The sequence below is a fragment of the Streptomyces sp. 4N509B genome (assembly GCF_052245655.1).
Taxonomy (GTDB): domain Bacteria; phylum Actinomycetota; class Actinomycetes; order Streptomycetales; family Streptomycetaceae; genus Streptomyces.
The window spans coordinates 17,420-43,178 of the sequence record NZ_JBQQBZ010000018.1; the positions used below are offsets into that span (position 1 = coordinate 17,420).

Sequence of the window (25,759 nt, forward strand, 5' to 3'; positions counted from 1 at the left end):
CCGTGGGTCAGGAGCAAGGCGCCGCGGAGCCGATCGCGATCGTCGGGGCCGCGATCAGGATGCCCGGCGGGCACGACGACCTGGCCGGCTTCTCGGCGTTCCTGCGCGAGGGCGGGTCCGCGACCGGGCCCGTCCCGCCGGACCGCTGGGACACCGGGCCCCTCGGCGCCGGCGACGCCACGCCGTACGGGGCGTTCGTCGACGGCATCGACCAGTTCGACGCGCGGTTCTTCAACATCGCGCCGCGGGAGGCGGACTACGTCGACCCGCAGCAGCGGCTCGTCCTGGAGACGTCCTGGCGCGCGCTGGAGTCGGCGGGCGTGGACACCGCCCCGCTGCGCGGCGGCAACGGCGGTGTCTACATGGGCGTCAGCTGCGTCGACTACGCGGTGGAGGTCGAGGCCCTCGGCTTCGACGAGCTCAACGCGCACGTCGGGACCGGCAGCGCCCACAGCGCCGTCCCCGGCCGCGTCTCCTACTTCCTGGGCTGGCGCGGGCCGAGCGTCGCCGTCGACACGGCGTGCTCCTCCTCCCTCGTGGCGCTCCACCAGGCGGTGCAGGGCCTGCGCCTTCGCGAGTGCGACATCGCCCTCAGCGGCGGCGTGAACGCCATGCACCACCCGCGCAACCACATCATCTTCACCGAGGCGGGCATGCTCGCCCCGGACGGCCGCTGCAAGACCTTCGACGACAGCGCGGACGGGTACTGTCGCGGCGAGGGCTGCGGGGTCGTGGTGCTCAAGCGGCTCGCGGACGCCGAGCGCGACGGCGACACCGTGCTCGCGGTCGTCCGGGGCTCGGCGGTCGGCCAGGACGGCGCGAGCGGCGGCCTCACCGTGCCGCACGGCGGGGCGCAGGAGCGGGTCATGCGCGTCGCCCTCGCATCCGCCGGCGTGGACGCGGGAAGCGTCCAGTACGTCGAGGCGCACGGCACCGGCACCTCGCTCGGCGACCCGATCGAGATGGGCGCCATCCAGGCGGTCTTCGGCGCCTCCCGCGACGCGTCCCACCCGGTGCTCGTCGGCTCGGTCAAGACGAACGTCGGGCACATGGAGCCCGCCGCCGGCATCTCCGGCGTCGTCAAGGTCATCCTCCAGCTGCGTGAGGGCACCGTCTTCCCGCACATCAACTTCGCCACCCCGTCGCGGCACATCCCCTGGGACCGCTACGCGGTGGAGGTCCCCGTCGCCGCGCGGCCGTGGGAGGGGGCGCCGCGCCGCGCCGTGGTGAACTCCTTCGGCTTCCAGGGCACCCTGGCCAGCGTCGTGCTGGAGCAGGCTCCCGCGGCACCCGCGCCGAGCCCGCCCGACCCGGCCCCGGCCCCGGCCCCGGCCGTGCTCACCCTGTCGGCGCGGACCGACACCGCGCTGGGCTCGCTGGTCGACGCCTACCGCCGTCGCCTGGCGGAGGACCCCGAGCTGTCGGTCCACGACCTGTGTTACACGACGAACGTCGGCCGCACGCACCTGCCGGAGCGGCTGGCCGGCGTCGTGGGCGACCGCGCCGAGCTCACCGCGCTCCTGGACCGCGCCCGCGGCGCCCGCGGGGTCCGCCCCCGCCGGGTCGCCTTCCTCCTCACCGGGCAGGGCGCCCAGTACGCCGGCATGGGCCGGGACCTCTACCGGGACTTCCCGGTGTTCCGGACCCACCTCGACGCGTGCGACCGGCTGTTCGAGCCGCACCTGGGCCGGTCGATCAGGGAGCTGATGTTCGCGACCGACGACGAGGCGGCGCAGCTGCTGGAGCGCACCGGCTACGCCCAGCCCGCGCTGTTCAGCCTGGAGTACGCGCTGGCACGGCTGTGGTGGTCCTTCGGCGTCAGGCCCGACGTCCTGATCGGCCACAGCGTCGGCGAGGTCGTGGCCGCGACGCTCGCCGGGCTGTTCGACCTGGAGGACGCCGTCACGCTGGTCGCCGCCCGCGCCCGCCTCATGCAGTCGGTGACGACCCCCGGCGGGATGGCCGCCGTCGCCTCGCCCGCCGAGGACGTGGCGCCGCTGCTGGAGCCCTACCCCGACCTGACGCTGGCCGCGGTCAACGCGCCGCGGCAGTGCGTCGTCTCCGGCGGCACCGCCTCGCTGGACGCGGTGACGCAGAAGCTGCGCGGCGACGGGCACCGCGTCACCCCGATGCGGGTCTCCCACGCCTTCCACTCCCCGCTGATGGCCGAGGTCGTCGACGACTTCGTCGCCGCCCTCGCCGGCATCCGGTGGCGCGAGCCCGAGCTGGGCTTCGTCTCCAACGTGACGGGCGAGCGGGCCGACCTCGCGGAGGTCTCCACCCCGGAGTACTGGGCGCGCCACCTGCTGGCCCCCGTCGACTTCCGCGCGGGCATGGCGGCCATCGAGCGGCGCGGCGCGCACCTGTTCGTCGAGATCGGGCCGGCGGCCGTGCTGACCGCGCTGGGCCGGGCCTGTGTGGCAGCCCCGAAGGACCACGTGTGGGCCGCGAGCCAGCGCCGCGAGGACCCGGCGCGCGCCCTCCGCGACGCGGCGGCCCGGGTGTACGCGGCGGGGGTGCCGCTGGACTGGACGGCGTTCCACGCCGGGCGCCAGCGCCGCAGGGTGGCCCTGCCCGAGTACGTCTTCGAGCACCGCAGGTACTGGCTTCCGGTCGCCGGACGGCGCCACGGCCGCGTCGGCGCGTCGCCGGACGCGACGCCCGTGCACGCCCTGCTGGGCACGGAGGTGTCCAGCGAGGAGCAGCGCGCCGCCGGCACGCGCGAGTTCGCCGCCGAGCTGAGCGCGACCGCTCCCGGCTTCCTCGCCGACCACGTGGTGACCGGTCAGGTCGTCTTCCCCGGCGCCGGGTACGTCGAGATCCTGCTCGCGCTCCAGGACGCGGTGTACGGCGAGAACCGTCGCGCCGTGCGCGGGCTGCGCATCCACGAGCCGCTGCTGCTGGCCGACGAGCCGGTGTCGCTGCGCACCCGCCTGCGGCCGGCGGACGGCGGCGCGGAGTGCGAGATCGTCAGTGTGAGCGGCGCCGTCGAGCGGCGGCACGCCACGGCGCGCCTGGGCACGGCGGACGGCGGCGAGGCCGAGCTGCGCCTGGCCGAGGAGCTGCGCGCGGAGGCGGGGGGCGGCGCGGCGGCGGCGCTGGACGCCGAGGAGTTCTACGAGCAGCTCGCCGAGCTGGGCCTGGACTACGGGCCCCGGTTCCGACTCCTCGCGTCCGTCGCGCGCACGGGGCCGGACGCCGCCGCCGGGATCCTCTCGGCGGCCGACGCCGCCGGTGTCGAGCAGCTGCCGCCGCCGGTCCTGGACTGCTCGATGCAGACCCTCGTCGCGGCGGTCGACGGCTCCGACACCCACCTCCCGGTCGGCTTCGAGCTGGTGCGCCTGTTCAGAAAGCCCAGGGGCGCGCTGCGCAGCCTGGTCCGGCTGCGGCCCCCGTCACCGACCACGGACGCGGACCGGTGCGCCGACGTCGTGGTGCTGGACGCCGAGGACGCCCCGGTGTTCGTCGTGAACGGGCTCCAGCTGCGTCGCCTGGAGCGGCCGGCCGGCAGCCGGGCGCCGATGGTGCACGAGACGCGGTGGATGAAGCGCTCGCTGCCCCAGTCCTCCGGTGACCACCACGCGCGCCGCGTCCTGCTGGTCGGCGCCGCGGTCGGCGAACTGGCCGACGCGGAGCGGCTCGCGGAGAGCGGGGCGCGCTGCGAGGCGGCGGCCGACGCCGCCGCGGCCTCGGGGCTGCTGACGGCCGAGACCACCGACGTGTGCTGGTTCTGGCGCCCTGAGGACGCCGCGAGCGGCCACGCCCGCCTGCGCGCCGAGTCCGAGCGCAACTTCCGCGAGCTGCTGAGCCTGCTCGCCGCCATGGACGACCGGGCCCCGGCCGCACGGCTGTGGCTGGTCACCGAGGGCGCGCAGGTCGTGGCCGGTGACCGCACGGCGGAGCGGGACGTGGACGCGCTGGCGGCGGCGAGCCTGTGGGGGTTCGGCCGGACGATGCGCAACGAGTACCCGCGCCGCCGCGTCACCCTCGTCGACCTGCCGCCCGGCGCCGGGCCGCGCGAACGCGGCCTGCTGGTCGAGGAGTGGCTGGCGGGCGAGGGCGGCACCAGCGAGTCGCAGGTGGCGTACCGGGCCTCCGGACGCCACGTGCGGCGGATCGTCAGCCGGTCCGCCGACGCCCCGGACCCCGGCGGCCTGGAGCTCGTCGTGGACGGGCGGGGCGGCGGCATGGTCAGGACGGTGCCGTGCGAGACCCCCGACCCGGTGGACGACCAGATGCAGATCCGGGTCCACGCGGCGGGCCTGAACTTCAAGGACGTGCTGAACGCGCTCGGGCTGCTGGAGCGCCACGCCGAGGACGCCGGGATCGCCTACCAGCCGCTGCCCCTCGGCTTCGAGGGCGCGGGAACGGTGCTCGCGGCGGGCCCACGCGCCGGGTTCGCCGTGGGGCAGGAGGTGATCTTCAGTCACCTGGGAAGCCTGCGCGGGCGCGTCACCGTGCCCTCCGCGGCGGCGGTCGCCAAGCCGGCCGGCCTCGACTTCGCGCAGGCCGCCGGCGTGGCCAGCGCCTTCCTGACCGCGTACTACGCGCTGCACGACCTGGCGGGCATCCGCGCGGGCGACCGGGTGCTGATCCACGCCGCGGCCGGCGGCGTCGGACAGGCCGCGGTGCAGCTGGCGCGGCTGGCCGGCGCGGAGGTCTTCGCCACCGCCAGCCCCGCCAAGCAGGCGCTGCTGCGCGCCCAGGGGGTGCGCCACGTCTGGAACTCCCGCACGCTCGACTTCGCCGAGGGCATCTTGGAGGCCACCTCGGGCCGCGGCGTCGACATCGTCCTGAACAGCCTCAACAAGGACTACATCCCGGCCGGGATGCGCGTGCTGGCCACCGGCGGCCGCTTCGTGGAGCTGGGGAAGATCGGTATCTGGTCGCCCGAGCGGGTGGCCGCCGAACGGCCGGACGCCACCTACCACACCTTCGACCTCAGCGAGGTTCCCGAACCCGGGCTCACCGAGCTGACCCACCGGATCATGCGGACGGTCGTGGACCTGTTGGACCGGGGCGAGCTCCGGCCGCTGCCGACGGTCTCCTACGGTCTGGACGAGGCCGAGGAGGCGTTCGGCGTCCTCAGCCGCGGCGCCAACGTCGGCAAGCTCGTCGTCTCGTTCGTGGACGACCACGCCCCGGCGCCGCAGCCGCTCCGGGTCAGCCCGGAGGAGACCTACCTCGTCACGGGCGGCTCGGGCGCGCTCGGCCTCGTGGCCGCCCGCACCCTGGTGGAGCTCGGCGCCCGCCGGATCGCGTTGATGAGCCGCCGCCCGCCCGAGGGGGGCGCGCCGCGGCTCGGTGAGGGCGTCGAGGTCGACGTCCTGACGGGCGACGTCGCCGAGCCCGCCGACGTGGCGCGCGTGCTGGAGCGCCTGCGCTCGGGGCCGCACCCCCTGGGCGGCGTCATCCACGCCGCCGGTGTCCTGGCGGACGCGCCGATCACCGAGCAGAGCTGGGAGAGCATCGAGACGGTGCTGCGGCCGAAGGTGTACGGCGCCCACCTGTTGCACCGCGGGCTCGCCGACTTCCCCCGGCTGCGGTTCTTCGTGTCCTACTCCTCGGTGAGCTCGGTGCTCGGCACCCCGGGGCAGGCGAACTACGCCGCCGCGAACACCTACCTCGACGAGCTGATGAGCTGGCGCGCCCTCGGTGGCGACCCCGGCTTCAGCGTCGGCTGGGGCCCGTGGGCCGGCGCGGGCATGGCGGCCCGCCTGGACGAGCGGGCGGCCGAGGGCATCGCCCGGCGGGGCGTCAGGCCGCTGCGCCCGAGGTCCGCGATGCGGGCGCTGCACGAGGCGCTCGCCCGCCCGGTCGCGCACGCGATGGTCGGCGAGCTCGACTGGGCCCGCTACGTCGCCGCCCAGCCGGGCGAGAACCCGCTGTTCCACCTGGTGGCCGCCGACCGGCCCCGGGCGGGAGCCGAGCTGGACCTCGCCGCGCTGCGGGAGAAGGACACCGCCGACCGCCTCGCCGCCATCAGCGACTTCCTGCGCCACGCGATCAGGGCGGCGCTGCACTTCGACGAGGCCGAGACCATCGACCCCGAGGCACGCTTCAGCGAGCTGGGCCTGGACTCGCTGATGGCCGTGGAGCTCAAGAACTCGCTCGAGGCGGCCTTCGAGACCTCGCTGCCGGCCAGCCTGGTCTTCGACCATCCGTCGATCCCCGAGCTCGTGGCGTTCCTCGCCACCACGCTGTTCGGGGAACCTCAGGCGCCGGCGCCCGCCCCCGCCTCGGTGGAGTCGCTGTCGGACGAGGAGGCCCGAGCCGAACTCGACGCCCTGAGGGACCTGACGTGAGCATGCGCGCCTACGTCGACGGGCTGCGGGAGATGTCCCGCCCGCAGCTGGAGCTGATGCTCGCCCGCAGGCACCGGGACGAGACGGAGCCGATCGCGGTGTCCGGCATGGGGTGCCGCCTGCCCGGCGGCGTCAACGGCCCCGAGGCGTTGTGGCGGATGCTGCGCGAGGGCGGCGCCGTGACGACGAAGGGAGCGGGGCCGCCCACGGACAGCCGCGGCCGTCCCCGCTGGAACCTCGACGCACCGGACCTGGCGCCGCTGGCCGCGACGCTCGCCCACGGGGCGTTCCTGCCGGACGTCGACCTGTTCGACCCGGAGTACTTCGGCGTCGGAGAGGACGAGGCCGCCGCCATGGACCCGCAGCAGCGCGTCCTGGTGATGGCCGCCGCCGAGGCGCTCCAGGACGCCAACCTGACCCGGGAGGAGCTCGGCCGGTCGACGGTGGGCGTGTACGTCGGGTCGAGCACGGTGGAGTATCCGGTCGCCCGCTTCCGCAACGGCGCCGCGCCCGACAGCATCACCGCGCACGCGGCCCCCGGCGCCGCGCTGAGCGGTGTCGCCGCCAGGACCGCGGTCGCCCTCGGCCTGAACGGCCCGGCGCTCACCGTCGACACCGCGTGCTCCTCGGCGCTGGTGGCGGTGCACCTCGCCGTCGGCGCGCTGCGGCGCCGGGAGTGCGACGTGGCCGTGGTCGGCGCGGTGCACCTCCAGCTGTCGCCGTGGACGACGCTGGCGTTCGAGCGCTCCGGGGTGCTCTCCCCCTCGGGGACGTGCCGCCCCTTCGCGGCCGACGCCGACGGGTACGTCCGGGCCGAGGGCTGCGGGGTGCTGGTGCTGCGACGCCTCGGGGACGCGCGGGCCGGCGGCGACCTGCCGTACGGCCTGGTCCGCGGCAGCGCGGTCCACCAGCACGGCGCGCGCTCGGGGATGGCCGTCCCCTCGGGGGTGGGCCATCGGCGGGTGATCGAGGAGGCGCTGCGCTCGGCCGGCGTCGAGCCCGAGCGGATCGGGTTCGTCGAGGCCCAGGCCAACGGCCTGCGGATCGCCGAGCAGGTCGAGCTGGAGGCGGTCGCCGCCGCCTACCGTGGCGCGGGCGGGACCGCGCCGCTCCACGTGGGCTCGGCCAAGGCGAACTTCGGGTACCTGGAGACCGCCTCGGGGGCGCTCGGCCTGATGAAGACCCTGCTCGCCCTGCACCACGGCGAGATCCCGCCGCAGCCGCACCAGGGGCCCCGCCCTCCGGACATCGACCCGGCGCTGCTCGTCCCCGAGGAGCCGGTGCCGTGGCACGGCGGCGCGGACCGCTTCGCGGCCGTCAACGCCTCGGGGTTCACCGGGACCAACGCCCACGTCGTCCTACAGGCTGCCGAGCCGGTGCCGCCGGTGGAGGCGGCCGACCCGCCCGGTCCGGTGCCGCTGACGCTCTGCGCGCACACCCCGCGGGCGCTGCGCGACACGGCGGCCCGGCTGCTGGACCACCTCGCCGGGCGCGACGACTGGAGCCACGTCACGGTGTGCCGGACCCTGGCGCTGAAGCGCGACCGGCGCCCGGTGCGCCACACCGCCGCCGTCGGCGACCGCCGCGAGCTGCTGGACCGGCTCGCCGACGCCGCGGCCGGCCGCCCCGGGGACCGGGGCGCGGCCCCGCCGCCCGAGGGCCTGTGGGACGGGCCCGGGGCCCTGTGCCGTCTGCCCCCCGCCGCCTTCACGTGTCGTTCCTACTGGCTGGAGGAGTGCCGATGGCTGTGAAGTCGATCCACCACCCCGAACTGAGGACGGTCGTCGACACGGTCGGCTTCCACGCGCGCCACCGCCCCGAGCGGACCGCGATCGTCTGCCAGGGCCGCGCCGTCACCTACCGGGCCCTGCACCACGAGAGCTCCCGGACGGCCCGGGCCCTGGCGTCGGCCGGCATCGGCGTCGGCGACCGGGTGGCGTACCTCGGCAGGGAGTCCGAGCACTACTACGAGGTCTTCTTCGCCTGCGCCAAGATCGGCGCCGTCCTGGTGCCGGTCAACTGGCGTCTCACCGGCCCCGAGGTCGAGTACATCGTGCGGGACTCGGGCAGCGTCCTGGTCTTCGTGGAGGCGGAGTACGAGTCCGTCGTGGACAAGGTCGCCGCGACGCTCCCGGAACGGCCCGCCGTCGTCGTCGTGGACGGCGGCGAGGACCGCGGCGAGGGCCTGCGCGCGTGGAAGGCCGACTCCCCCGCCGCCGAGCCCGACCTCGTGCCGGGCGCCGACGACCCGGTGGTGCAGATCTACACCAGCGGCACCACCGGCATGCCCAAGGGCGTCGTCCTGGCCCACCGCAGCTTCTTCAAGGTGCGCGACGCGCTGGCCGAGCACGGCGTCGACTGGGTGGACTGGTACCCGGACGACGTCAGCCTCATCGCCATCCCCGGCTTCCACGTCGGAGGGCTGTGGTGGGCGATGCAGGCGTTCAACGCCGGCGTCACGAACGTGGCGATGCCGATGTTCGTCAGCGAGGACGCCGTCGACCTCATCCGCCGCTTCGGCGTGACGATCACCTGCATGGTCCCGGCCATGCTCCAGATGGTGCTCTCCGACTCCCGGGACCCGGCCGACTTCGCGAGCCTGCGCAAGGTCACCTACGGCGGGGCGCCGATCGCCGAGCCGCTGCTGAAGGCCTGCCTGGAGGTCATGGACTGCCAGTTCGCCCAGTTCTACGGGCTGACCGAGACCGGCAACACCACGGTGTGCCTGCCTCCCGAGGCGCACGTGCCGGGAAGCCCGCTGATGGCCGCGGCGGGCCGGCCCTACCCGGGGTTCGAGGCGAGGATCGTCGACGCCGACGGCCACGTGCTGCCGCCGCGCGAGGTGGGCGAGATCTGCGTGCGCACCCCGGCGCGCATGCTGGAGTACTGGCGCCAGAAGGAGGCCACCGAGGCCACCCTCGTGGACGGCTGGATCCACACCGGGGACGCCGGCTACCTCGACGAGGACGGCTACGTGTTCGTGTGCGACCGCATCAAGGACACCATCATCGTCGCGGGCGAGAACGTCTACCCGGCCGAGATCGAGAAGGCGATGTGCGAGCACCCCGCGGTGCGGGAGGCGGCCGTCGTCGCCGTGCCCGACAGCCGCTGGGGGGAGAGCATCCACGCCGTGGTGGTCCTCGAGGCGGGCCAGGAGGCGAGCCCGAGGGACATCACGGTCTTCCTGCGGGAGCGGATCGCCGACTTCAAACTGCCGACCGCCTACGAGTACATGGACCGTCTGCCCCGCAACCCCAGCGGGAAGATCCTGCGGCGAGAGCTCCGCGAGAAGCACTGGACCGGCCTGTCACGCCGAGTGAACTGAGGTAAGACCAGCATGCGATTCATCGTCAGGATCATCCCCTTCGTCCTCCGCGCCCTGGCCCTCCTCTCGCCCCGCCTCGCGGGACGGGCCGCCTTCTTCCTGTTCTGCCGGCCGCTGGTGAGGGCGAAGGTCAGGGACCGCGACCGCGTCGTCCACGACCGGGCCGAGCGGTCCTCGGTGACGGTGGACGGCAACACCGTGGCGGTGTACCGCTGGGGCGGGGGCGACAGGCCGGTGCTCATGGCACACGGCTGGGGCGGGCGCGCGTCGAACTTCTCCACCCTCGTCCAGGCGTTCTCCGACCGCGGCGTCCCGGTGGTCGCGTTCGACGCGCCCGGACACGGCGAGTCGAGCGGCACCACCACGCACATCCTGCACTACGAGGAGATCGTCCAGCGCCTGGCGAAGGACCACGGCCCCTTCCGCGGCACCGTCGCCCACTCCTTCGGGAACCTCGGCGTCTTCAAGGCGCTGCGCTCGGGCGTCGAGGCCGACCGGGTGGTGTCCGTCTCCGGCGTCTGCGACTTCTCCTACCTGCTGGACACCTTCGCCGAGCGGCTGCGGCTCGGCGAACCCGTGAGGCAGCAGCTCCGGGTCCGGTCCGAGCGGTTGCTCGCCTCGGGCACCGACATCTGGGAGCGCTTCTCCGCCTGCCACGACCCCGACCTGGTCAGGGGGTCGGTCCTGGTGGTGCAGGACGAGGACGACGACACGGTCTCCCTCGCCCAGGCGCGCCGGCTCGCGGCGGCCTTCGAGCCACGGTCGCGGCTGATGACCACCAGCTCGCTCGGGCACCGGCGGATCGTGCACACCGAGGCGGTCGTCACGGCCGTCGTGGACTTCGTGACCGACGATGACTGACACGAGAGCGAACCAGGGCACGAGGGCCGCCGTCCTGGCGGGCCTCGGCGGATTCGTGCCGCCGCGCGTCGTGACCAACCACGACCTCGCCGGCCGCATGGACACCTCCGACGAGTGGATCCGCACGCGCACGGGCATCCGGCAGCGGCACTACGCCACACCGGGCAGCGCCACCTCGGACCTGGCCGTCGAGGCGGGGCGGCGGGCGCTGCGGTCGGCCCCCGACGTGGAGGTCGACACCGTCGTGGTCGCCACCATCACGCCGGACCAGCAGCTGCCGCACACCGCGCCCGGGGTGGCCGAACGGCTCGGGCTGTCCGGGGTGGCGGCCCTCGACGTCAGCGCCGCGTGCAGCGGCTTCGTCTACGGACTGGCGACGTGCGCCGGCCTCATCGCCGCCGGCACCTCCCGCGCGGTGCTGTTCGTCGGGGCCGACACGTTCTCCACCACGCTGAACCCGGAGGACCGCACCAGCGCCGTGATCTTCGGCGACGGCGCGGGCGCCGTCGTCCTGCGGGCCGGGTCCCCCGACGAGCCGGGCGCCCTCGGCGCCTTCGACCTCGGCAGCGACGGCGGCCGGTGGGAGCTCGCGACCATCCGTGGCGGGGGGTCGCGGCAGCGGCTCGCCGTCGCGCCCCTCGACCCCGCGGACACGTACTTCGCGATGGACGGGAAGGCCATGTTCCGGCAGGCGGCGCTGCGGATGGCCGACTCGGCGCGGGCCGTCGCCAAACACGCCGGGTGGACGCTCGACGAGATCGACCGCGTCGTGGCGCACCAGGCCAATCTCCACATCGTCCAGCAGGTCGCCTACGAACTCGGCCTGCCCGTCGAACGGTGCCTGACGAACATCGACAGGGTCGGCAACACCGTCGCCGCCTCGATCCCGCTGGCCATGGTCGACGCGGTGCGGGACGGCGGCCTGCGGCCGGGCCACCGCGTCCTCGTCCTCGCCTTCGGCGGCGGACTCACGTGGGGCGGCACCACCGTGCACTGGCCTCGGCTCCAGCTCGCCCCGGAGCCGCCCACCCTCACGGCACCACCGAACCCAGGAGGGACTGCCTGATGTCCGACATGTACAAACGCCTGAGCGAGCTGCTCGTTCAGCGCTGTGACGCCCGACCCGAGCAGGTCACCCCGGACAGCACGTACGCCGGCCTCGGCCTCAGCTCGATGGACTACGTGACGCTCGCGATGGCCATGGAACGCGAGCTCGGCATCGAGGTCGACGAGGACGACTTCCCCCCGGAGTCGAGCCTGGCCGACTCGGCGCGCCACCTGGAGCAGCGGCTCGCCCAGGCGGGCACCGCGGAGAAGGCGACGCCATGACCGACAAGTGCCCCATCGACCACGGCGCCCTGTTCGACGAGGACTACTTCGCCGACCCCTACCGGGTGTACGAGACGCTCCACGCCGAGGCCCCGGTCCACCGGATCCAGCTGCCGGACGGCACGCCGACGTGGCTGGTCACCGAGTTCGTCGCCGCCCGCGAGGCGTTACGCGACCCGCGTCTGGTCCGCAGCCACGACTACGCGGGCGAGGGCATGACGGGGGAGGTCTTACCCGAGCCCATGCGGGCGGGCAACCTCCTCACCGAGGACCCTCCCGCCCACACCCGGCTGCGGCAGTTCATGAACTTCGCGTTCACCCCCCGGCGGATCGAGGCGCTGCGGCCACGCGTGCAGGAGATCATCGACGGGTGCCTCGACACGATCGAGGGGCGCGGCGAGGCCGACCTGATGAACGCGCTCGCGGCACCGCTCCCGATCGCCGTGATCGCCGAACTCCTCGGGGTGCCGCCCGAGCTGCGCGGAGAGTTCCGCGGCTGGGCGGACTCGCTGCTCGGCGACGACCAGGCGGCCTCCCGCCGGGCCGGGGCCGAACTGCTCCGGTTCGCCCACGAACTCCTCCCCGTCAAGCGCGCGAACCCGGGGGACGACCTGATCTCCTACTGGGTGTCGAAGGCCGACGCCGGGGAGATGACGCCGAACGAGCTGGTCGGCATGGTCTTCATCCTCATCCTGGGCGGCTTCGACACCACGGTGGGGACGATCGGCAACGCCGTGGCGGCGCTGCTGGCGGAGCCGGAGAAGGCCGAGGCGCTCCGCGCCGATCCCGACCGTGTCCCCGCCGCCCTGGAGGAGATCCTGCGGTACGACGGATCGGTCCACTCCGGGGTCCGCCGCTTCGCGGCCGAGGACATCGCCATCGGCGGGACCCGCATCTCCGCGGGGGACGCTGTCCTCGTCAGCATCGGCGCCGCCAACCAGGACCCGGTGCGCTACGCCGAGCCCCGCACGATGGACTTCTCCCGCGAGGCGGAGCGCCATCTGGCGTTCGGGATCGGCACCCACCACTGCATCGGGGCGGAACTCGCCCGGATGGAGATCGCGATGGCGCTGACGACCCTGCTCCGACGCTTCCCCCGGCTGGCGCTGGCCGAGCCGGTGGAGAGCCTGGTCTGGCGGCGCTCCTTCGTGGTGCGCGTCCTCAAACGGCTTCCGGTCGTCTTCTGAGGGCACCCGCGCGGCCCACGCTCCTCGACCGGCTGGGGGCCCGGGGTGCCGAGCGCGCTCGGCACCCCGGGAGCCCTCCGCCCAGGCGACCACTCCGGTGGTGCGGGCGCCGAGGTGGCGGCGTCATAAGGTGCCGTCCTTCGCCTCAAGGCCCACGAACTCCTTGAACTCCTTGAACGGCAGGACCTTCCGGGGGTCGATCGCACCGCTGACCGACGCCAGGACGATCAGCTGTTCGTTGGTGTCGACCTCGAACCGCTGCCGCAGCTCCCTGAGTAAACGCCGCAGATGGGTGGGGGTGAAACCGAGCCATTCGGCCGCGACGCCCTGGTTGGGGGCGGCTATCACACAGCTCAGGATCTGGGAGTCCTCTTTGGTGAACGGGACGGACTGTCGGGATTGCACACGCCTCTCCTTCGTTGCGCAGCGCGGACGGTGGGGTGCTTGCCGCGTGTGGACGGAAGGGAGAGGTGCGCGAACGGACCCTCGACGCGGCGGGTCTTGTCGTGGTCCGTGGCGAGGCCGCGGGTCGTTGACGAGGCGGCTGGTGCCGCCCGGCGGGAGCGTGCGACGTGTCGACGTGGACCGCCTGCGCGTGCCGCTCGATGGCGCGCCCGTCCGGCCGTTGCTACCACGACCCCACCGCCCCCCACGACCTGCCTGGTCGGCGCACCCGGCGCAGCATCGCGATCAGCTCGCCCGCCGGGGTCCGGGTCCACGACCCGGACCTGCGTCCCCGGTCACGGTCCCCGGTCCGAGGGCCGGTGGTCGAGCGTGGTCTGCCGAACCGCCTGCGGTTCTGACCTGCGTTCCTGTCCACCTCGCGAACGCCACACACAGCGCTGTCGTCGTGGCCCTCACGGGTCCTCCCGGACGCGTCCGGGAGGGGTTTCCCTGCATTCTCGCAAGGCGTCGGCGGAGGCGAGCGCTTCCGGATATGTGATGTAGCTAACTTCGAGCGGCCCCACCGACGGCCCCACCCGACGGCCCACCAGAGGCGCCACCAGAGGCCCCACCAGGGACCCCACGACCAGCCCGACGGACGGCGTGCGAGCGGTCGTCGGGCGGCCCGGGGCTCTCGGCGGCCCCGGCCGCCGGGGACCTCCCGACGGCCGGGCCCGGCTCAGCCGGCGCCGTGGACCTGGATCTCCTCCGGGCCGGTGGCGTGGCCCTGCTGGTGGGCCGTCACCACGCGCAGCGCGGTGGTGGTGACCTCGGCGAACCGCACCTCGTTGAGGTTGGCGCGCGGTCGCTCGGGGACCGTCTCGGACGCGGGCACCTCGCGCCACCGACCGCCGTCGAGGTACTGCACGGTGTACGTCGCCGGTTCCGCGTAGCCCGCGTCGGGCCGCTTGTCGCTGGCGAGGAACAGCCGGAACCAGTCCTCGGCCGAGCCGGAGCCCTCGCTGCCCCAGAACGGATCGTTGATGGTGAAGCCGTCCACGGCGCCCGCCACGCCGTGATCCGTGGCCGAGTGCGAGGCGCTGGCCGTCGCCCGCTCGGCGAGGTTGTCCTGTTCGCCGGCCAGGTCGCGCCCGGCGCGCGCGAGGACGTCGACGACCCGGTCCGAGGTGTCGGAGACGACTCCCGCGGTGGTTGATGTCGGTTCCGCAGCACGGAGGAGAGGAAGCGGAAGGTCACCGTGGAGTTGATGACGGAGACGTTGTTGCTGCCGGGGTGGCCCTGCGCGGCGGCCTCCGCCTTGGCGGCCTGGTTGGCCGTGTGGAAGGGGAAGATCGGGTACACGTCGGCGTCGGCCCACAGCCGCAGCGCCTCCAGGTACCGGGGGTCGCCCCTGGCTGGTCACGCCCCGGAAGCGCCCCTGTGGGACGATCGTGCCGACCCGCCGCAGGGTCGTGGATCGCTCCCGAAAACGTGGGGCGTTGTACGAGACGGGGCGGAGGCGACGGGCCGGGATCCGGCCTCGGCTCGCCCAGCGCGGCGCCCTGGGCGGCGACCGCCGTCGAGCCGCGTGTGGCCGATCCGACGTCCGAGGAAGTGAGGCAGCGAAGCGATGGGCAACGTCGGCATCCGAGAGGTCGCCGCCCTGGCGGGCGTGTCCGTGAGCACCGTCTCGAACGTGCTCAACCGCCCCGAGCGCGTCTCGGCCGCCTCGCTCGCCCGCGTCCGGGAAGCCATCGACACGCTCGGCTACGTGCCCAACCTGCCCGCCCGCCAACTCCGCGGCGGGCGCAGCGGCTCCCTCGGCATGGCCGTGTTCGACACCGGCATCCCCTTCTTCAGCCAGGTGATCCTCGGCGCCGACACCGTCGCCGAACGCTCGGGCCTGACCGTCATGGTCGGCAACAGCTACGGAAGCGTGGCCCGCCAGGAGCGGCACCTGGCCAGCTTCGAGCAGTACCGGGTCGACGGCGTCCTCATCACGCCGGTCACCGGCGACCTGTCCTCCCTCCACCGGCTGCGCCGACGGGGCGTCCCGGTGGTCCTGGTCGACGCCCGGGACCAGGCCGGCGACTTCGACTCGGTCTGGCTGGACGACGTCGGCGGCGGGCGGCTCGCCGCCGAGCACCTGGTCGAGACCGGCCGCACCCGGATCTGGTTCGTCGCGGGGCCGCTGACCATCCGCCAGAACGCCGACCGCCTGGCGGGCTGCCGCGAGGTGGTGGCGGCGACCGTCGGCGTCTCCCTCACCGTGGTCGAGGGGGACGGGACGGGCATGCGGATGGGGCGGGAAGCCGGCGAACGGCTGGCCTCCCTGCCCGCGCGCGAGCGTCCCGACGGCGTCTTCGCGGCCAGCGACCTGGAGGCGATCGGGCTCATGCACACGCTGCTGCGCGCCGGCATCCGCGTCCCCGACGACGTCGCCATCGTGGGCTACGACGACAGCGACTTCGCCGCGAACAACACCCTTCCGCTCACCTCCGTCCGCCAACCCGCCGTGGCCATGGGAAGCAACGCCGTGGAACTGCTCGTCGAGCGGGTGGCGAACCCCGAGCGTCCCGTCCGGCAGGTCGTCTTCGACCCCGAACTCGTCCGGCGGGAGAGCAGCGGCGCCGCCGGCGCCCGAGGGCCGCACGCCTGACGGCCCGCGGCGGGCCGTGGGTGAACCCCGGGCGCGCGAGGGAACGCGCCCGGGGTCCGTCACAGAGGGCCGTCAGCGTAGGTAGATGTTCGGCTGCGGTGGGCGGTTCATGCCGGCTCCGAGGAAGTAGCTGGGGTGGGGTGGTTGGTTGTAGGCGGTGTTCTGCCAGGCCAGGGCGACGCGGTACTGGGCGTCGTGGACCAGGGTGTGCAGCTTGGTGGTGGTCGGGGTGGAGGTCGCGTAGATCCGCAGGGCGGAGTTGTCCGTGTGACGCCAGACGACCTCTTCCCGCCAGTCGCCCAGCAGGTCCCCGGACAGGACCGGGGTGGACTTGGTGCCGTTGCTGGAGGCCACGCCACTGCCGGTCAGCAGCCGGGTGTCGCCACCGGTCCCGTACTTGTCGATCGTGGTGCCGTTCAACAACTCACGCACCGGGTCGGCGTCCCACCAGGCCAGGAAGTTCGCCGAGGACGGGTTACGCCCGACACTGCCACCCGAGGCGTTACGCAGACTGGTCATGTTCGGCCCCGAACCCCAAAACTCCGCCCCCGCGTTACCGGCGTAGATGTCACCGGCCACACCCCGACCCGGCCCCTCCGAGCCGCTGGTCGGCGTGCGGTGGATGACCTGGCCGGTCCGGGCGTCGTGCAGGTCGGAACCCGGCTGACTGCCCGACTCGTGGATCGTGAAGACCTCCACCCCCGAGCGGGAGGGCACGAAGTCACCCACGTGCAACGCGTCACCGTGACCAAAACCCGTCGCATACATCAACCGGCCATCGTCATCGATCGTCGCCGAACCGTAGACGACCTCCTGCCGCCCGTCACCATCCACGTCGGCGACCGACAACTGATGGTTCCCCTGACCGTACGCCGCACCGTTCCCCGAGACGTTCGAATCGAACGTCCAACGCCGGGTGAGCTGCCCGTCACGGAAGTCCCACGCCGCGACGACCGCCCGCGTGTAGTAACCACGCGCCATGATCAGCGACGGCCGCTGCCCGTCGAGATACGCCGTCCCGGCCAGGAAACGATCCACCCGGTTGCCGTAGTCATCCCCCCACGAGGCGACGTTCCCACGCGGCGGATCGTAGTTCACCGTCGACAGCGCGGCACCGGTCAACCCGTCGAACATCGTCAAGAACTCCGGGCCAGCGAGGATGTACCCGCCGGAGTTGCGGTGATCGGCGCTACCGTTCCCGATCACCGCGCCCAGGCCGTCACGCGTACCGTCGGCCGTCTTCATCGCGACCTCCGCACGACCATCCCCGTCATAGTCGTAGACCTGGAACTGCGTGTAGTGCGCACCCGCCCGGATGTTCCGACCCAGATCGATCCGCCACAACCGCTGCCCGTTCAACCGGTAGGCATCGACGTAGACGTTCCCCGTGACCCCGGACTGCGAGTTGTCCTTCGCGTTGTCCGGATCCCACTTCACGATCAGCTCGTACTGCCCGTCACCGTCCACATCCCCCGGACTCGCCTCGACCGGCGTGTACGTCGAACCAGGCCGCTGCAACGGCACATCCAGATAGTTCCCCCCGGTGAAGCGCACCGAGGACTCCGAGGGCGCCTGCTCCACACCGCCCACCACCGCCCGCACCGTGTACGTCGCGGTCGAGGCGGCACCGTTGTCCAGATAGTTCGTCGAGTCCGTGACCGGCGAAGCGTTCACCCTCGCCCCGTCACGGTAGACGTTGAACGCCGTGTCGTAGCCCTCCGTCCCCAACAACCGCCACGACACCAGATTCCCGTCACCCGAACGCACCGAGGTCACACCCCGATTCAGATCCTCCATCTGGAGGGCGCCCGCCGGCGGGTCCGGGTCGTCGCCGAGCTGGGTGGCGGTGAGGGTGATCGAGGGGATGCCGGGCGCTGAGGCGGTGAAGGTGGCCGGGCCGCTGCCGGTGGTGGCGGCGGCGATGGTGACGGGCTGCGGGACGTCCCAGTTCGTCGGCGTGAAGGTGACGGTCGAGGGGCCGCTGACCGACAGGTTGGTGTTGCCGCTGGTGCGCGCGACCGTGACGGTGAGGTCGCTGATGGGCTCGGCGCTCAGACGGAGGTTGATCGTGCCGGTGGTGCCCGGTTGCAGCGCGAGCGAGGAGGGCGTGGCGAGGATGGTGACCGCGTCGACCGGCGGCTCGTCGTCGCCGCAGGCGACGCCGTTGACCGAGAAGCTGGTGGGAGCGGTGTTGGTGCCGGAGTAGGTGAAGTTGGCGCCGGCGCTGACGGTGGCCCCGGGCGCCAGCTCGCCGTTCCACGACTCGTTGACGACGGTGACGCGCTGGCCGGACTGCGACCAGCGGCCGCTCCAGCCCTCCTGGAGGTGCTGGTCGCCCGTGTAGGCGTAGGACAGCGACCAGCCGGAGGCCGCCACGTCACCGGTGTTCTCGATGGCGACGTTGGCGGTGAACCCCGCGCCCCAGTCGTTGGCCGAGTAGGCCACGTCGCAGGCGAACGACGCGGCCTGCGCGGTGGTGCCGGTCAGGCCGGCGGTCAACGACAGCGGCAGCGCGACGGCTACCAGCGCGGCGACGCGACCTCGGCGGACGAGGTCCGTTTCTGTTCGTCTCCGCCGGGCCGGGCGGTCAGGTGGTGGCGTGTGTCTGCCGCGCGTCCAGCGCGGTCCTCGGACGTGCATCGCGACTCCTTCGGCAGGGAGGACAGAGATGCGCGCTCATGTAAAACGTTCTCCTAAATCGTTTCATCCACTCGACATGGAAGGGATGGAACGATTTACTGGGAGCGCTCCCAAGAGGTTAGGGCCGGCCGCATGGGGCGGCAAGACCCGCGCACCGAACCGGCCGATCGGCCGGGGCGGACCGCACACCGCCGCACGGCGCGACACGGCGACGCGACGGCGGTGCGGACACGTCACCTCCCGGGACGCGGCCAACCCGGCCGGAGCGCCCGAGAGCCGAACCCCACCCGCCGACTCCCACCCTGTTCGTCCGTCAGCCGAGAGGCAGGTAACGCCACAGGAACATAGCGTTGACATTCACGCCTTTCGGACGTATGTTCCCCCCCGCATCTCGTCCGAAAACTTTTCAGTGGTGCAGGAGTAGGTGTTCGATGCGCATGGGTTCACGGCATGGCTGGTCCCGGGTGGGGGGCGCGGTCCGCGTCACGGTGGCGGCCGGGCTGCTGGCGTCGACGGTGTCGGCGTGCGGCAGCAGCCCCGGCAGCGGGGGGACGTTGGACGTCTGGGTCTACCAGGACGCCTCCACCTCCGTTCAGGAGCGGTTCGTCGAGGAGTTCAACGCCACCTCGGACATCGACGTCAACCTGATACAGATCCCCGGTGGGGAGTACCAGGGGCGCATGCAGACCGCCATGTCGGACCCAAACCCGCCCGACATCTTCTTCAACTGGGGCGGCGGCAACATCGTCGACTTCGTCGCCGACGGCTCGCTGATGGACCTCAGCGAGATCGTGGAGACGGACCAGGAGTTCGAGAACGCCTTCGTGCCCAACCTCCTGGAGGGCGCCATGATCGACGGGCGGTACTACGGCGTACCGATGCGCGGCGTGCAGCCCGTGATCCTCTTCTACAACCAGACCCTCTTCGACCAGGTCGGCGTCGAACCCCCCGCGACCTTCGACGACTTCCTGGAGCTGGTGGACCTCTTCACGGCCGAGGGCATCACGCCCGTGGCGCTCGCCGGCGAGGAGCCGTGGACCGAGCTGATGTGGCTGGAGGTCCTGCTCGACCGGTACGGCGGCCCCGAGGTGTTCCGGCACATCCAGGCCGGCGAGGTCTCGGCGTGGAAGGACCCGGCCATGCGGTGGACCGCCGAGACCATCCACGACCTGGTGGAACGGGGCACCTTCGGCGAGGACTTCGGGTCCATGGGCTACACCAGCGGCGAGGCCTCCACCCTCTTCGCCGAGGGCGGGGCCGCGATGCACCTGATGGGCAGCTGGGAGTTCCCCAACCAGCTCGCCGACGCGCCCGCGTTCGCGCGCCGTGACCTGGCGTACACGAACTTCCCGGTCGTCGAGGGGGGTGAGGGCTCCCCGGAGAACCTGGTCGGGAGCCCCAGCAACTACTGGTCGGTCAACGCCGCCCTCCAGGAGGAGGGCGAGGAGGACCGCCTGGCCGCGGCCATCGAGTTCCTCAAGCTCGGTGCCACCCAGGAGTACTCCCAGGCGCTGATCGACAACGGCGACGTCCCGACCACCAACGACTCCGAGGCGCTGATCGGCAGCCACGAGAACCCCGAGTACGCGCGGTTCCAGTACGACATGGTCCGCGCGGCGCCCAGCTTCCAGCTCTCCTGGGACCAGGCCCTGCCCGTCGACCAGTCGGAGCCGATGATGAGCGCGATCCGGGACCTGTTCGACGGCCGGATGAGCCCGGACGAGTTCGTCGAGGCGATGTCGCGGAACAACCGGTAGCTCCTCGCCGTGGCATGAGCCGTGCGACGTCGCGCGGCTTCAGGGGCGCAGCTCGTCCTGGGCCCGGGAGGCGTACGCGAGGACCGTCTCCCGCTCGGCGGCGGTGAGGAGGCCGGCGGCCCGCCACTCCTCCGCGACCCGCCGCACCCGGCGGACGAAGGCGTCGTGGTCGGCGAACGGCGCGGCGTCCCACACCGCGTCGAGGAGGGTGAGGCCCTCGTCGCCGGGTGAGGCGACGCCCTCGACCGGCACGTCGTAGCGCGGCAGCCCGTCGTCGCGCTTGCGGTTGGGCACGCCGGTGGCGAGGGAGCCGAAGACGATCTCGGGCTCGATGCGCAGGAAGTACGGGGAGTGGGGCTCGGCGTCGCCGACGTGGTGCGGGCGCAGGACGCGGCCGTCGGCCGTCGTGAACGTCTGGCCCCCGCCCGTGCCGGGCGTGAAGGCGGCCCGGGAGTAGTCGCCGTCCAGCCTCAGGTGGCGGTAGAGGGTGAGCTCCTCGAACGCGCCCCCCGCCGGCTCCCCGAGGATCGGCATCATCAGCGGGCCGAAGAAGACCGACTGCACCTCGGGCCGGTCGATCGCCCGCTCGACGCGGAGGCGGAAGGGCATCGCGATCTCGATGGTGTCGCCGGGCCGCCAGCTGCGGCTGAGCGTGAGGTAGCTGCCCGCCCGTGGCGGCGGCCCGGCCAGGCGGCGGCCGTTGACCGACACGACGAAGCCGCCGGGGGCGTCGTCGGTCCAGGCGGGGACCCGCAGCCTGATGTCGAGCGGGCCGCTGCCGTCCACGACAAGGGTGGTGCCCTGTTCGCGGGGGAAGTCGGTGCGCTGGGTGAGGGTGAGTCCGCGGTCGGCCCAGTCGAGGGTCGAGGCGAGGTAGAGGTTGACCCACAGCGTCGACTGGTCGGCGGAACGGAAGTAGACCGTCTCCTGGTACTTGGTGTGGTTCTCCAGGCCGGTGCCGCCGCAGCAGGTCCCCGTGTTGCCGTACGAGCGGCCCGCGCCGGGCGTCAGCGGCTGGAAGTACGCGACCTGCGGGTCGTCGAGGGTGTCGGTGTCCGCGCGCTGCCCGGCGATCATGTTGACCAGGCCGCGCTCGTAGTAGTCCATGTAGGCCGGGTCGGGGTCGTGGAGGAAGAGGTTGCGCGCGAGCTTCAGCAGGTTGTAGGTGGTGCAGGTCTCGGCGCCGGCCGAGCCGATGGCGTGGGCGACGTTGTCCCGGTTCTGGAACTGCTCGGGGTTGTCGTTGGAGCCGGGGAAGTTCCCGCTCGTGCCGCCGTGGGCGAACATGCGGTGGGGGACGACCATGCCGAAGAAGTGCTTCGCCGCGAGGTGGTAGTCCTCCTCGCCGGTCTGCTCGAAGATCCGCAGGTAGCCGGTGAAGTTGGGGATGTGTGTGTTGGCGTGCAGGCGGTTCGGTCGCTTCCGGCCCGGCCGGGTCTCGTCGGTGGTGACGAGGATGTCGCGGTCGGCCACGCAGGCGTCGAAGAGCGACTCGCGGTTGTCGAAGCACCTGGCCGTCGCGAGGTGGCGCTCGTCGCCGGTCAGCGCGTGGAGCTCGGCGAACACCTCGTTGGCGCCGCCGTACTCGCCCGCGATGTAGGTGTCCCACATGAGGTTCAGGTCGTCCCGGGTGACCGGCCCGGCGTAGTCGGGGTGGTGGACGTCGCCGAGCGTCAGCGCGAGGTGCGCCCAGTCCGCCATCGCGAGGACGATCGCGTGGGCCCGCTCGTTGCCGGTGAGCGTGTACGCGTCGAGGAGGCCGCGCATGATCTTGTGCTGGGTGTACCAGGGAGCCCAGGTGTTGGTGTCCGGGTCGCCGCCGTACGCCGCGAACCGTGGCGGGCCCGCGCGCAGCACGGTGTCCTCGGGCAGGGCGCCCAGGTAGCCGGGGTGGACGGTCGTGCCCGCCAGCGCCTCCTGGCAGGCGCCGAGCTCGTCCACCATCCAGTCGAGCTTGTCCCTGAAGACGCTCTCGCCCTGGTCGGCGTGGGCCTGTGCGAGGGCCGTCAGGTAGTGCCCGGCCCAGTGGCCACTGAGCAGCCCGCCGTCCTCCCAACCACCGGGGACCTCGACGCCGGGTGGGTTGGGACGGCCGGCGACCTCGTTGAACAGCACGAGGAAGCGCCGCTCGTCGTAGTGCTCGACGAAGCTCTTGATGCGGTCGCGCTTCTCCTGGAACAGGCACCGTCCCAGCGACACCTGGTGCAGCGTGAAGGGGCGGAGGGGTGCCGTGGCGCCCGCCCCCACGTAGGGCGGCGGCCCGCCGGCAGCCGGCGCCGCCGCCGGCCCGTGGCCCGCCGCGGACGCGGGCGTCCGGGCGAGGGCGACGGCCGGCAGGGCGCCGGCGGCGGCCACGGCGGCGACGCCCGTGGCGGAGGCACGCACGAAGTCGCGTCGTCGGAGGGGTCGAGGGCTCTTCGTCATGGCGTTCGCCTCCAGCGTTCGCGATATCGAACGACGGTTGCGTTCCCGAACAACCCCTGCCATCTAAGGTTCGCGCGAACGGCCCGTCAACACCTGCGGCAGGGCCATGACATCCCCCGCCGCATGGCGGCGCCCGCCGGACAACACGGCTAGGCCGTGTCGTTCGCTCTCCGTACCGGCTGCCGGAGGACGGTCCTGAGCCTGGCGGGCTGGGTTCTGCGGGGGTCGCTGAGGTAGATCTCGTGGTGCTGCCCCACCATGCGCAGCCCGTGGGCGGCCAGGTACTCGTGATGGAGCACGGCGAGCGCGGGCCCCTCGTCGTCGTAGGGGCCGATGTGCAGCAGCTGGGCGCTGGTGCCCTCGTGCAGGGTCTCCCGACGGACGTGGGCGATCGCGGGCAGGCCCTTCTTCGCCATCGCGGCCTGCCTGGCCTGCTCGACGAGGTCGTCGGTGATCCAGTCGGGCTGGCTGATGAGCATGCGCCAGTGCCAGGCGTCCTTGGCGCGTGAGACGAACACCTCGGGGTCGTCGGACCACCACAGCCCTTCGAGGGGTCCGACGACGAAGTCCCGGCCGAGGGTGCGCCTGCTGGTGAACTTGAGTGTGTAGGCGACGGTGTAGAGGGCCTCGACGGCGCGGGCGTAGTCGACGCTGGTGTTCGGGTCCCCCTCGCCGTCGACGGCGAGGAACCGTTGGGCGGGCACCTCGACCAGCGCCCAGTCGGTGTTCCTCGGCGCGTAGCACTGCCGGAGGGCGCGTTTGACGTCGTACGGGCTGTCGGGGCGGGTCACGGCGGTCTGTGTTTCCCTTACGCGAGGCGTGGCTGAAGTGGCTGGCGCGGCCAGCGAGGAAGCCTGGGGAGGAAGCCTAGAGGCTCCTCCCCGCCGTGGCGGCCCGACGGGCGCGGCGGGCCCGTCCGCACCGGCCCGGCGCAGGCGCCGGCCAGGTCGGGGATGACCCGGTCGGCGCCGGCGCGGGCGGCTCACAGCCCTCCGTGGTGGGCGGGGCCTCAGCCGCCGCTTCCGGAACGCCAGGCGTCGAGTTCGTCCAGCGTGATCACGTAGGGGTGGTTGAACACGTGCTCCAGGTGCGCGGGGGGATTGTGGACGCCGTCGTCGATGAAGCTGCCGGACCAGGTGACGAACCAGCTCCAGTCGGCCTCGTACGCTTCGAGCAGGTCGGGGTCGGGGATGGAGCCGGTCTCGGTGAGGGCGACCAGCCTCTGGTCGCCGACGAGCTCGACCAGCTTCTCGTACGTGCCGCTGACCGGGCCGTGGTCCCCCACGGCCGGGTAGGTGTCGGCCGAGACGATGTCCACCACGTCGTCGCCGGGGTACCACTCGGGCGAGACGGAGTTCCACACCCACAGCAGGTTGTGCAGCTCATGGTGGTTGACCATGCGGTCGTACATGATCCGCCACAGCTCCTTCGCCGGCCCGGGGCCCTTCGCGCCCCACCAGAACCAGCCGCCCTCGGCCTCGTGCAGCGGGCGCCACAGCACCGGGACCCCGGCGTCCCGAAGCCGCAGCAGTTCCTCGGCGATGGCGTCGATGTCGCGCAGCAGCAGCCGGTACTCCTCGGACTCCCTGTCAGCCAGGGCGGCGGCCACGTCGAAGGTGGTGGCGTCGGTGTAGAAGCCGCGCCACCACTCCCTGCCCGGCTCGTCGATCAGGCCGGTGGGCGCGTTCCAGTGCCACGCGAAGGTGGTGATGCCGCCCCGCTCGTGCCAGGCCAGCGCGTTGTCCACGTCCGTGCCCACGGTGCCGCGCTCGACGCGGCTGGGCGAGTAGTCCATCATGTCGAGCCCGGCGACGGCCGGCGCCCTGCCGACGTTCTCCTCCAGCCACTGGACGGAGCCCATGTCCTGCTGGCCGCTGAGGATGTTCTCGCCGTAGTTCTCGGTGAGGTCCGCCAGCAGCGCGCGGGCCTCGGGGGTGGCGTCCGGGTTGACGGGTACGCCGGTGACCTGGTGCGGGGGGCGGGGCTCGCTGGGGCTGAGGCTGATGGCGTCGATGTCGTACCAGCCCCAGTTGCTGAGGACGGAGATGGTGTTGCCGCCCTCCTCCAGCAGCACGCGGCCCGCCGACGCGGTGCTCCAGGCCTCGGTCTGGGGCAGCACGACGTCGCCCGCGCCCTCGCCGTTGAGTTGCAGGGAGGTGGTCTTCTGTCCGGAGGGCGCACGGTAGTGCAGCGTCAGGTCGTGCAGGCCGCCGGGGCTGTCGGGGATGGTGAGGGTGAGCTTGTCCGTCTCGGTGTCGAAGCCGGTGACGTAGCCGGTGCCGGAGTAGCCCTCGGCGGCGGAGTCGACGGTCACGCCGTTCAGTTCGCCGTCCTCGGCCTCGTGGACCGTGGAGGCGGCGGGCGCCCGCGCGGGCTCCCCGGCCCCGGCGTTCGACGGGAGCGAGGTCGCGGAGAGCAGGCCCGCGAGGGAGGCGGCCAGCACGGACAGGGCCAGTGCTGGCCTGCGGCGTCTGCGGGGGGATCGGGTCACGTTTGCCTCCAGTGGTGGGGGCGCGGGCGTGGGGCACCGCGGCACTTGGGAGCGCTCCCATCGTTGTGACGTCTCCCTCACCTGTCAACGGGCCTCGCGCTGGGACAGGCAGTCCGCTCCGGCGGGTCTGTGCCGCCGTCGGGTCGGCCGGGTGAACGAACGCCACAGACCCGGGTGAGGACCCTCCACCAGCCACCGTCCCCGTCTCCCGCTCGCGGAAAGGCCAGCAGCCGCACGGGGCTGCTGGGCCGCGTCGTTCGGGGGCCGTACACGGCAGACGCGTGGAGGGATCCCGAGGGACCACGGGCAGGGTGGGGCGCCGCCGCTGGCCGTGCCCACACCGGCGCCCGTCGGGCGGCATGCGGTCCATGACGCGGCGACTCGTGACGACTCGTGA

General features: G+C 73.0%; 15 protein-coding genes. 9 read left to right on the plus strand and 6 right to left on the minus strand.

The window, feature by feature from the left end:
• Window positions 1-2 precede the first annotated feature (2 nt).
• Genes ACTWP5_RS17725 through ACTWP5_RS17755 form a run of 7 tightly spaced genes read left to right on the plus strand, consistent with a single transcriptional unit; the run spans window position 3 to window position 13,007 of the window.
• Entirely contained in the window at window positions 3-6,305 is a 6,303-nt protein-coding gene (locus ACTWP5_RS17725) for a type I polyketide synthase (protein WP_443221952.1), read from the plus strand.
• Window positions 6,306-6,307: 2 nt separating this feature from the next.
• Window positions 6,308-8,056, plus strand: coding sequence for a beta-ketoacyl synthase N-terminal-like domain-containing protein (locus ACTWP5_RS17730; protein ID WP_443222033.1), 1,749 nt, complete (start codon window positions 6,308-6,310; stop codon window positions 8,054-8,056).
• On the plus strand, window positions 8,047-9,630 hold the full coding sequence (locus tag ACTWP5_RS17735) for a long-chain-fatty-acid--CoA ligase (RefSeq protein ID WP_443221953.1): 1,584 nt from the start codon (window positions 8,047-8,049) through the stop codon (window positions 9,628-9,630). The genes ACTWP5_RS17730 and ACTWP5_RS17735 overlap by 10 nt, the downstream gene beginning before the upstream one ends.
• A 12-nt stretch (window positions 9,631-9,642) precedes the next feature.
• The gene (locus ACTWP5_RS17740; protein WP_443221954.1) at window positions 9,643-10,491 is read left to right on the plus strand and encodes an alpha/beta hydrolase; all 849 of its coding nucleotides are present in this window, start codon (window positions 9,643-9,645) and stop codon (window positions 10,489-10,491) included.
• Window positions 10,484-11,557 carry a beta-ketoacyl-ACP synthase III gene (locus tag ACTWP5_RS17745; protein WP_443221955.1) on the plus strand — a complete coding sequence of 358 codons (1,074 nt, stop codon included), beginning with the start codon at window positions 10,484-10,486 and terminating at the stop codon, window positions 11,555-11,557. The genes ACTWP5_RS17740 and ACTWP5_RS17745 overlap by 8 nt, the downstream gene beginning before the upstream one ends.
• Window positions 11,557-11,820 carry an acyl carrier protein gene (locus tag ACTWP5_RS17750; RefSeq protein WP_443221956.1) on the plus strand — a complete coding sequence of 88 codons (264 nt, stop codon included), beginning with the start codon at window positions 11,557-11,559 and terminating at the stop codon, window positions 11,818-11,820. The genes ACTWP5_RS17745 and ACTWP5_RS17750 overlap by 1 nt, the downstream gene beginning before the upstream one ends.
• Window positions 11,817-13,007 (plus strand): cytochrome P450 family protein, encoded by a 1,191-nt coding sequence (locus tag ACTWP5_RS17755; RefSeq protein WP_443221957.1) that lies wholly within the window; start codon window positions 11,817-11,819, stop codon window positions 13,005-13,007. Before ACTWP5_RS17750 ends, ACTWP5_RS17755 begins: the two co-directional genes overlap by 4 nt.
• A gap of 123 nt (window positions 13,008-13,130) precedes the next feature.
• On the opposite strand, the gene ACTWP5_RS17760 is transcribed toward ACTWP5_RS17755, so the two are convergent.
• Together ACTWP5_RS17760 and ACTWP5_RS17765 are read right to left on the minus strand one after the other, a co-directional pair.
• Entirely contained in the window at window positions 13,131-13,412 is a 282-nt protein-coding gene (locus tag ACTWP5_RS17760; protein ID WP_443221958.1) for a hypothetical protein, read from the minus strand.
• Between the two features lie 718 nt (window positions 13,413-14,130).
• Window positions 14,131-14,463 carry a hypothetical protein gene (locus tag ACTWP5_RS17765; RefSeq protein ID WP_443221959.1) on the minus strand — a complete coding sequence of 111 codons (333 nt, stop codon included), beginning with the start codon at window positions 14,461-14,463 and terminating at the stop codon, window positions 14,131-14,133.
• Window positions 14,464-15,021: 558 nt separating this feature from the next.
• On the opposite strand from ACTWP5_RS17765, the gene ACTWP5_RS17770 reads away from it, so the two are divergent.
• Complete coding sequence (locus tag ACTWP5_RS17770) at window positions 15,022-16,050, plus strand: LacI family DNA-binding transcriptional regulator (RefSeq protein WP_443221960.1); 1,029 nt, start codon at window positions 15,022-15,024, stop codon at window positions 16,048-16,050.
• 72 nt (window positions 16,051-16,122) lie between these two features.
• On the opposite strand, the gene ACTWP5_RS17775 is transcribed toward ACTWP5_RS17770, so the two are convergent.
• Window positions 16,123-18,690, minus strand: a complete 2,568-nt coding sequence (locus tag ACTWP5_RS17775) for a rhamnogalacturonan lyase family protein (RefSeq protein ID WP_443221961.1) — start codon at window positions 18,688-18,690, stop codon at window positions 16,123-16,125.
• 437 nt (window positions 18,691-19,127) lie between these two features.
• Between ACTWP5_RS17775 and ACTWP5_RS17780 the strand changes: the two genes are divergently transcribed.
• On the plus strand, window positions 19,128-20,447 hold the full coding sequence (locus ACTWP5_RS17780) for an ABC transporter substrate-binding protein (RefSeq protein ID WP_443221962.1): 1,320 nt from the start codon (window positions 19,128-19,130) through the stop codon (window positions 20,445-20,447).
• 39 nt (window positions 20,448-20,486) lie between these two features.
• Here the strand turns inward: ACTWP5_RS17780 and ACTWP5_RS17785 are convergent, their stop codons facing one another.
• The 3 genes from ACTWP5_RS17785 to ACTWP5_RS17795 all read right to left on the minus strand — a co-directional run bounded on the left by ACTWP5_RS17785 (window position 20,487) and on the right by ACTWP5_RS17795 (window position 25,362).
• Window positions 20,487-22,871, minus strand: coding sequence for a glycoside hydrolase family 127 protein (locus ACTWP5_RS17785; protein WP_443221963.1), 2,385 nt, complete (start codon window positions 22,869-22,871; stop codon window positions 20,487-20,489).
• 149 nt (window positions 22,872-23,020) lie between these two features.
• Window positions 23,021-23,662 carry a GyrI-like domain-containing protein gene (locus tag ACTWP5_RS17790; protein ID WP_443221964.1) on the minus strand — a complete coding sequence of 214 codons (642 nt, stop codon included), beginning with the start codon at window positions 23,660-23,662 and terminating at the stop codon, window positions 23,021-23,023.
• 218 nt (window positions 23,663-23,880) lie between these two features.
• Window positions 23,881-25,362 carry a glycosyl hydrolase gene (locus tag ACTWP5_RS17795; RefSeq protein ID WP_443221965.1) on the minus strand — a complete coding sequence of 494 codons (1,482 nt, stop codon included), beginning with the start codon at window positions 25,360-25,362 and terminating at the stop codon, window positions 23,881-23,883.
• Window positions 25,363-25,759: the final 397 nt, after the last annotated feature.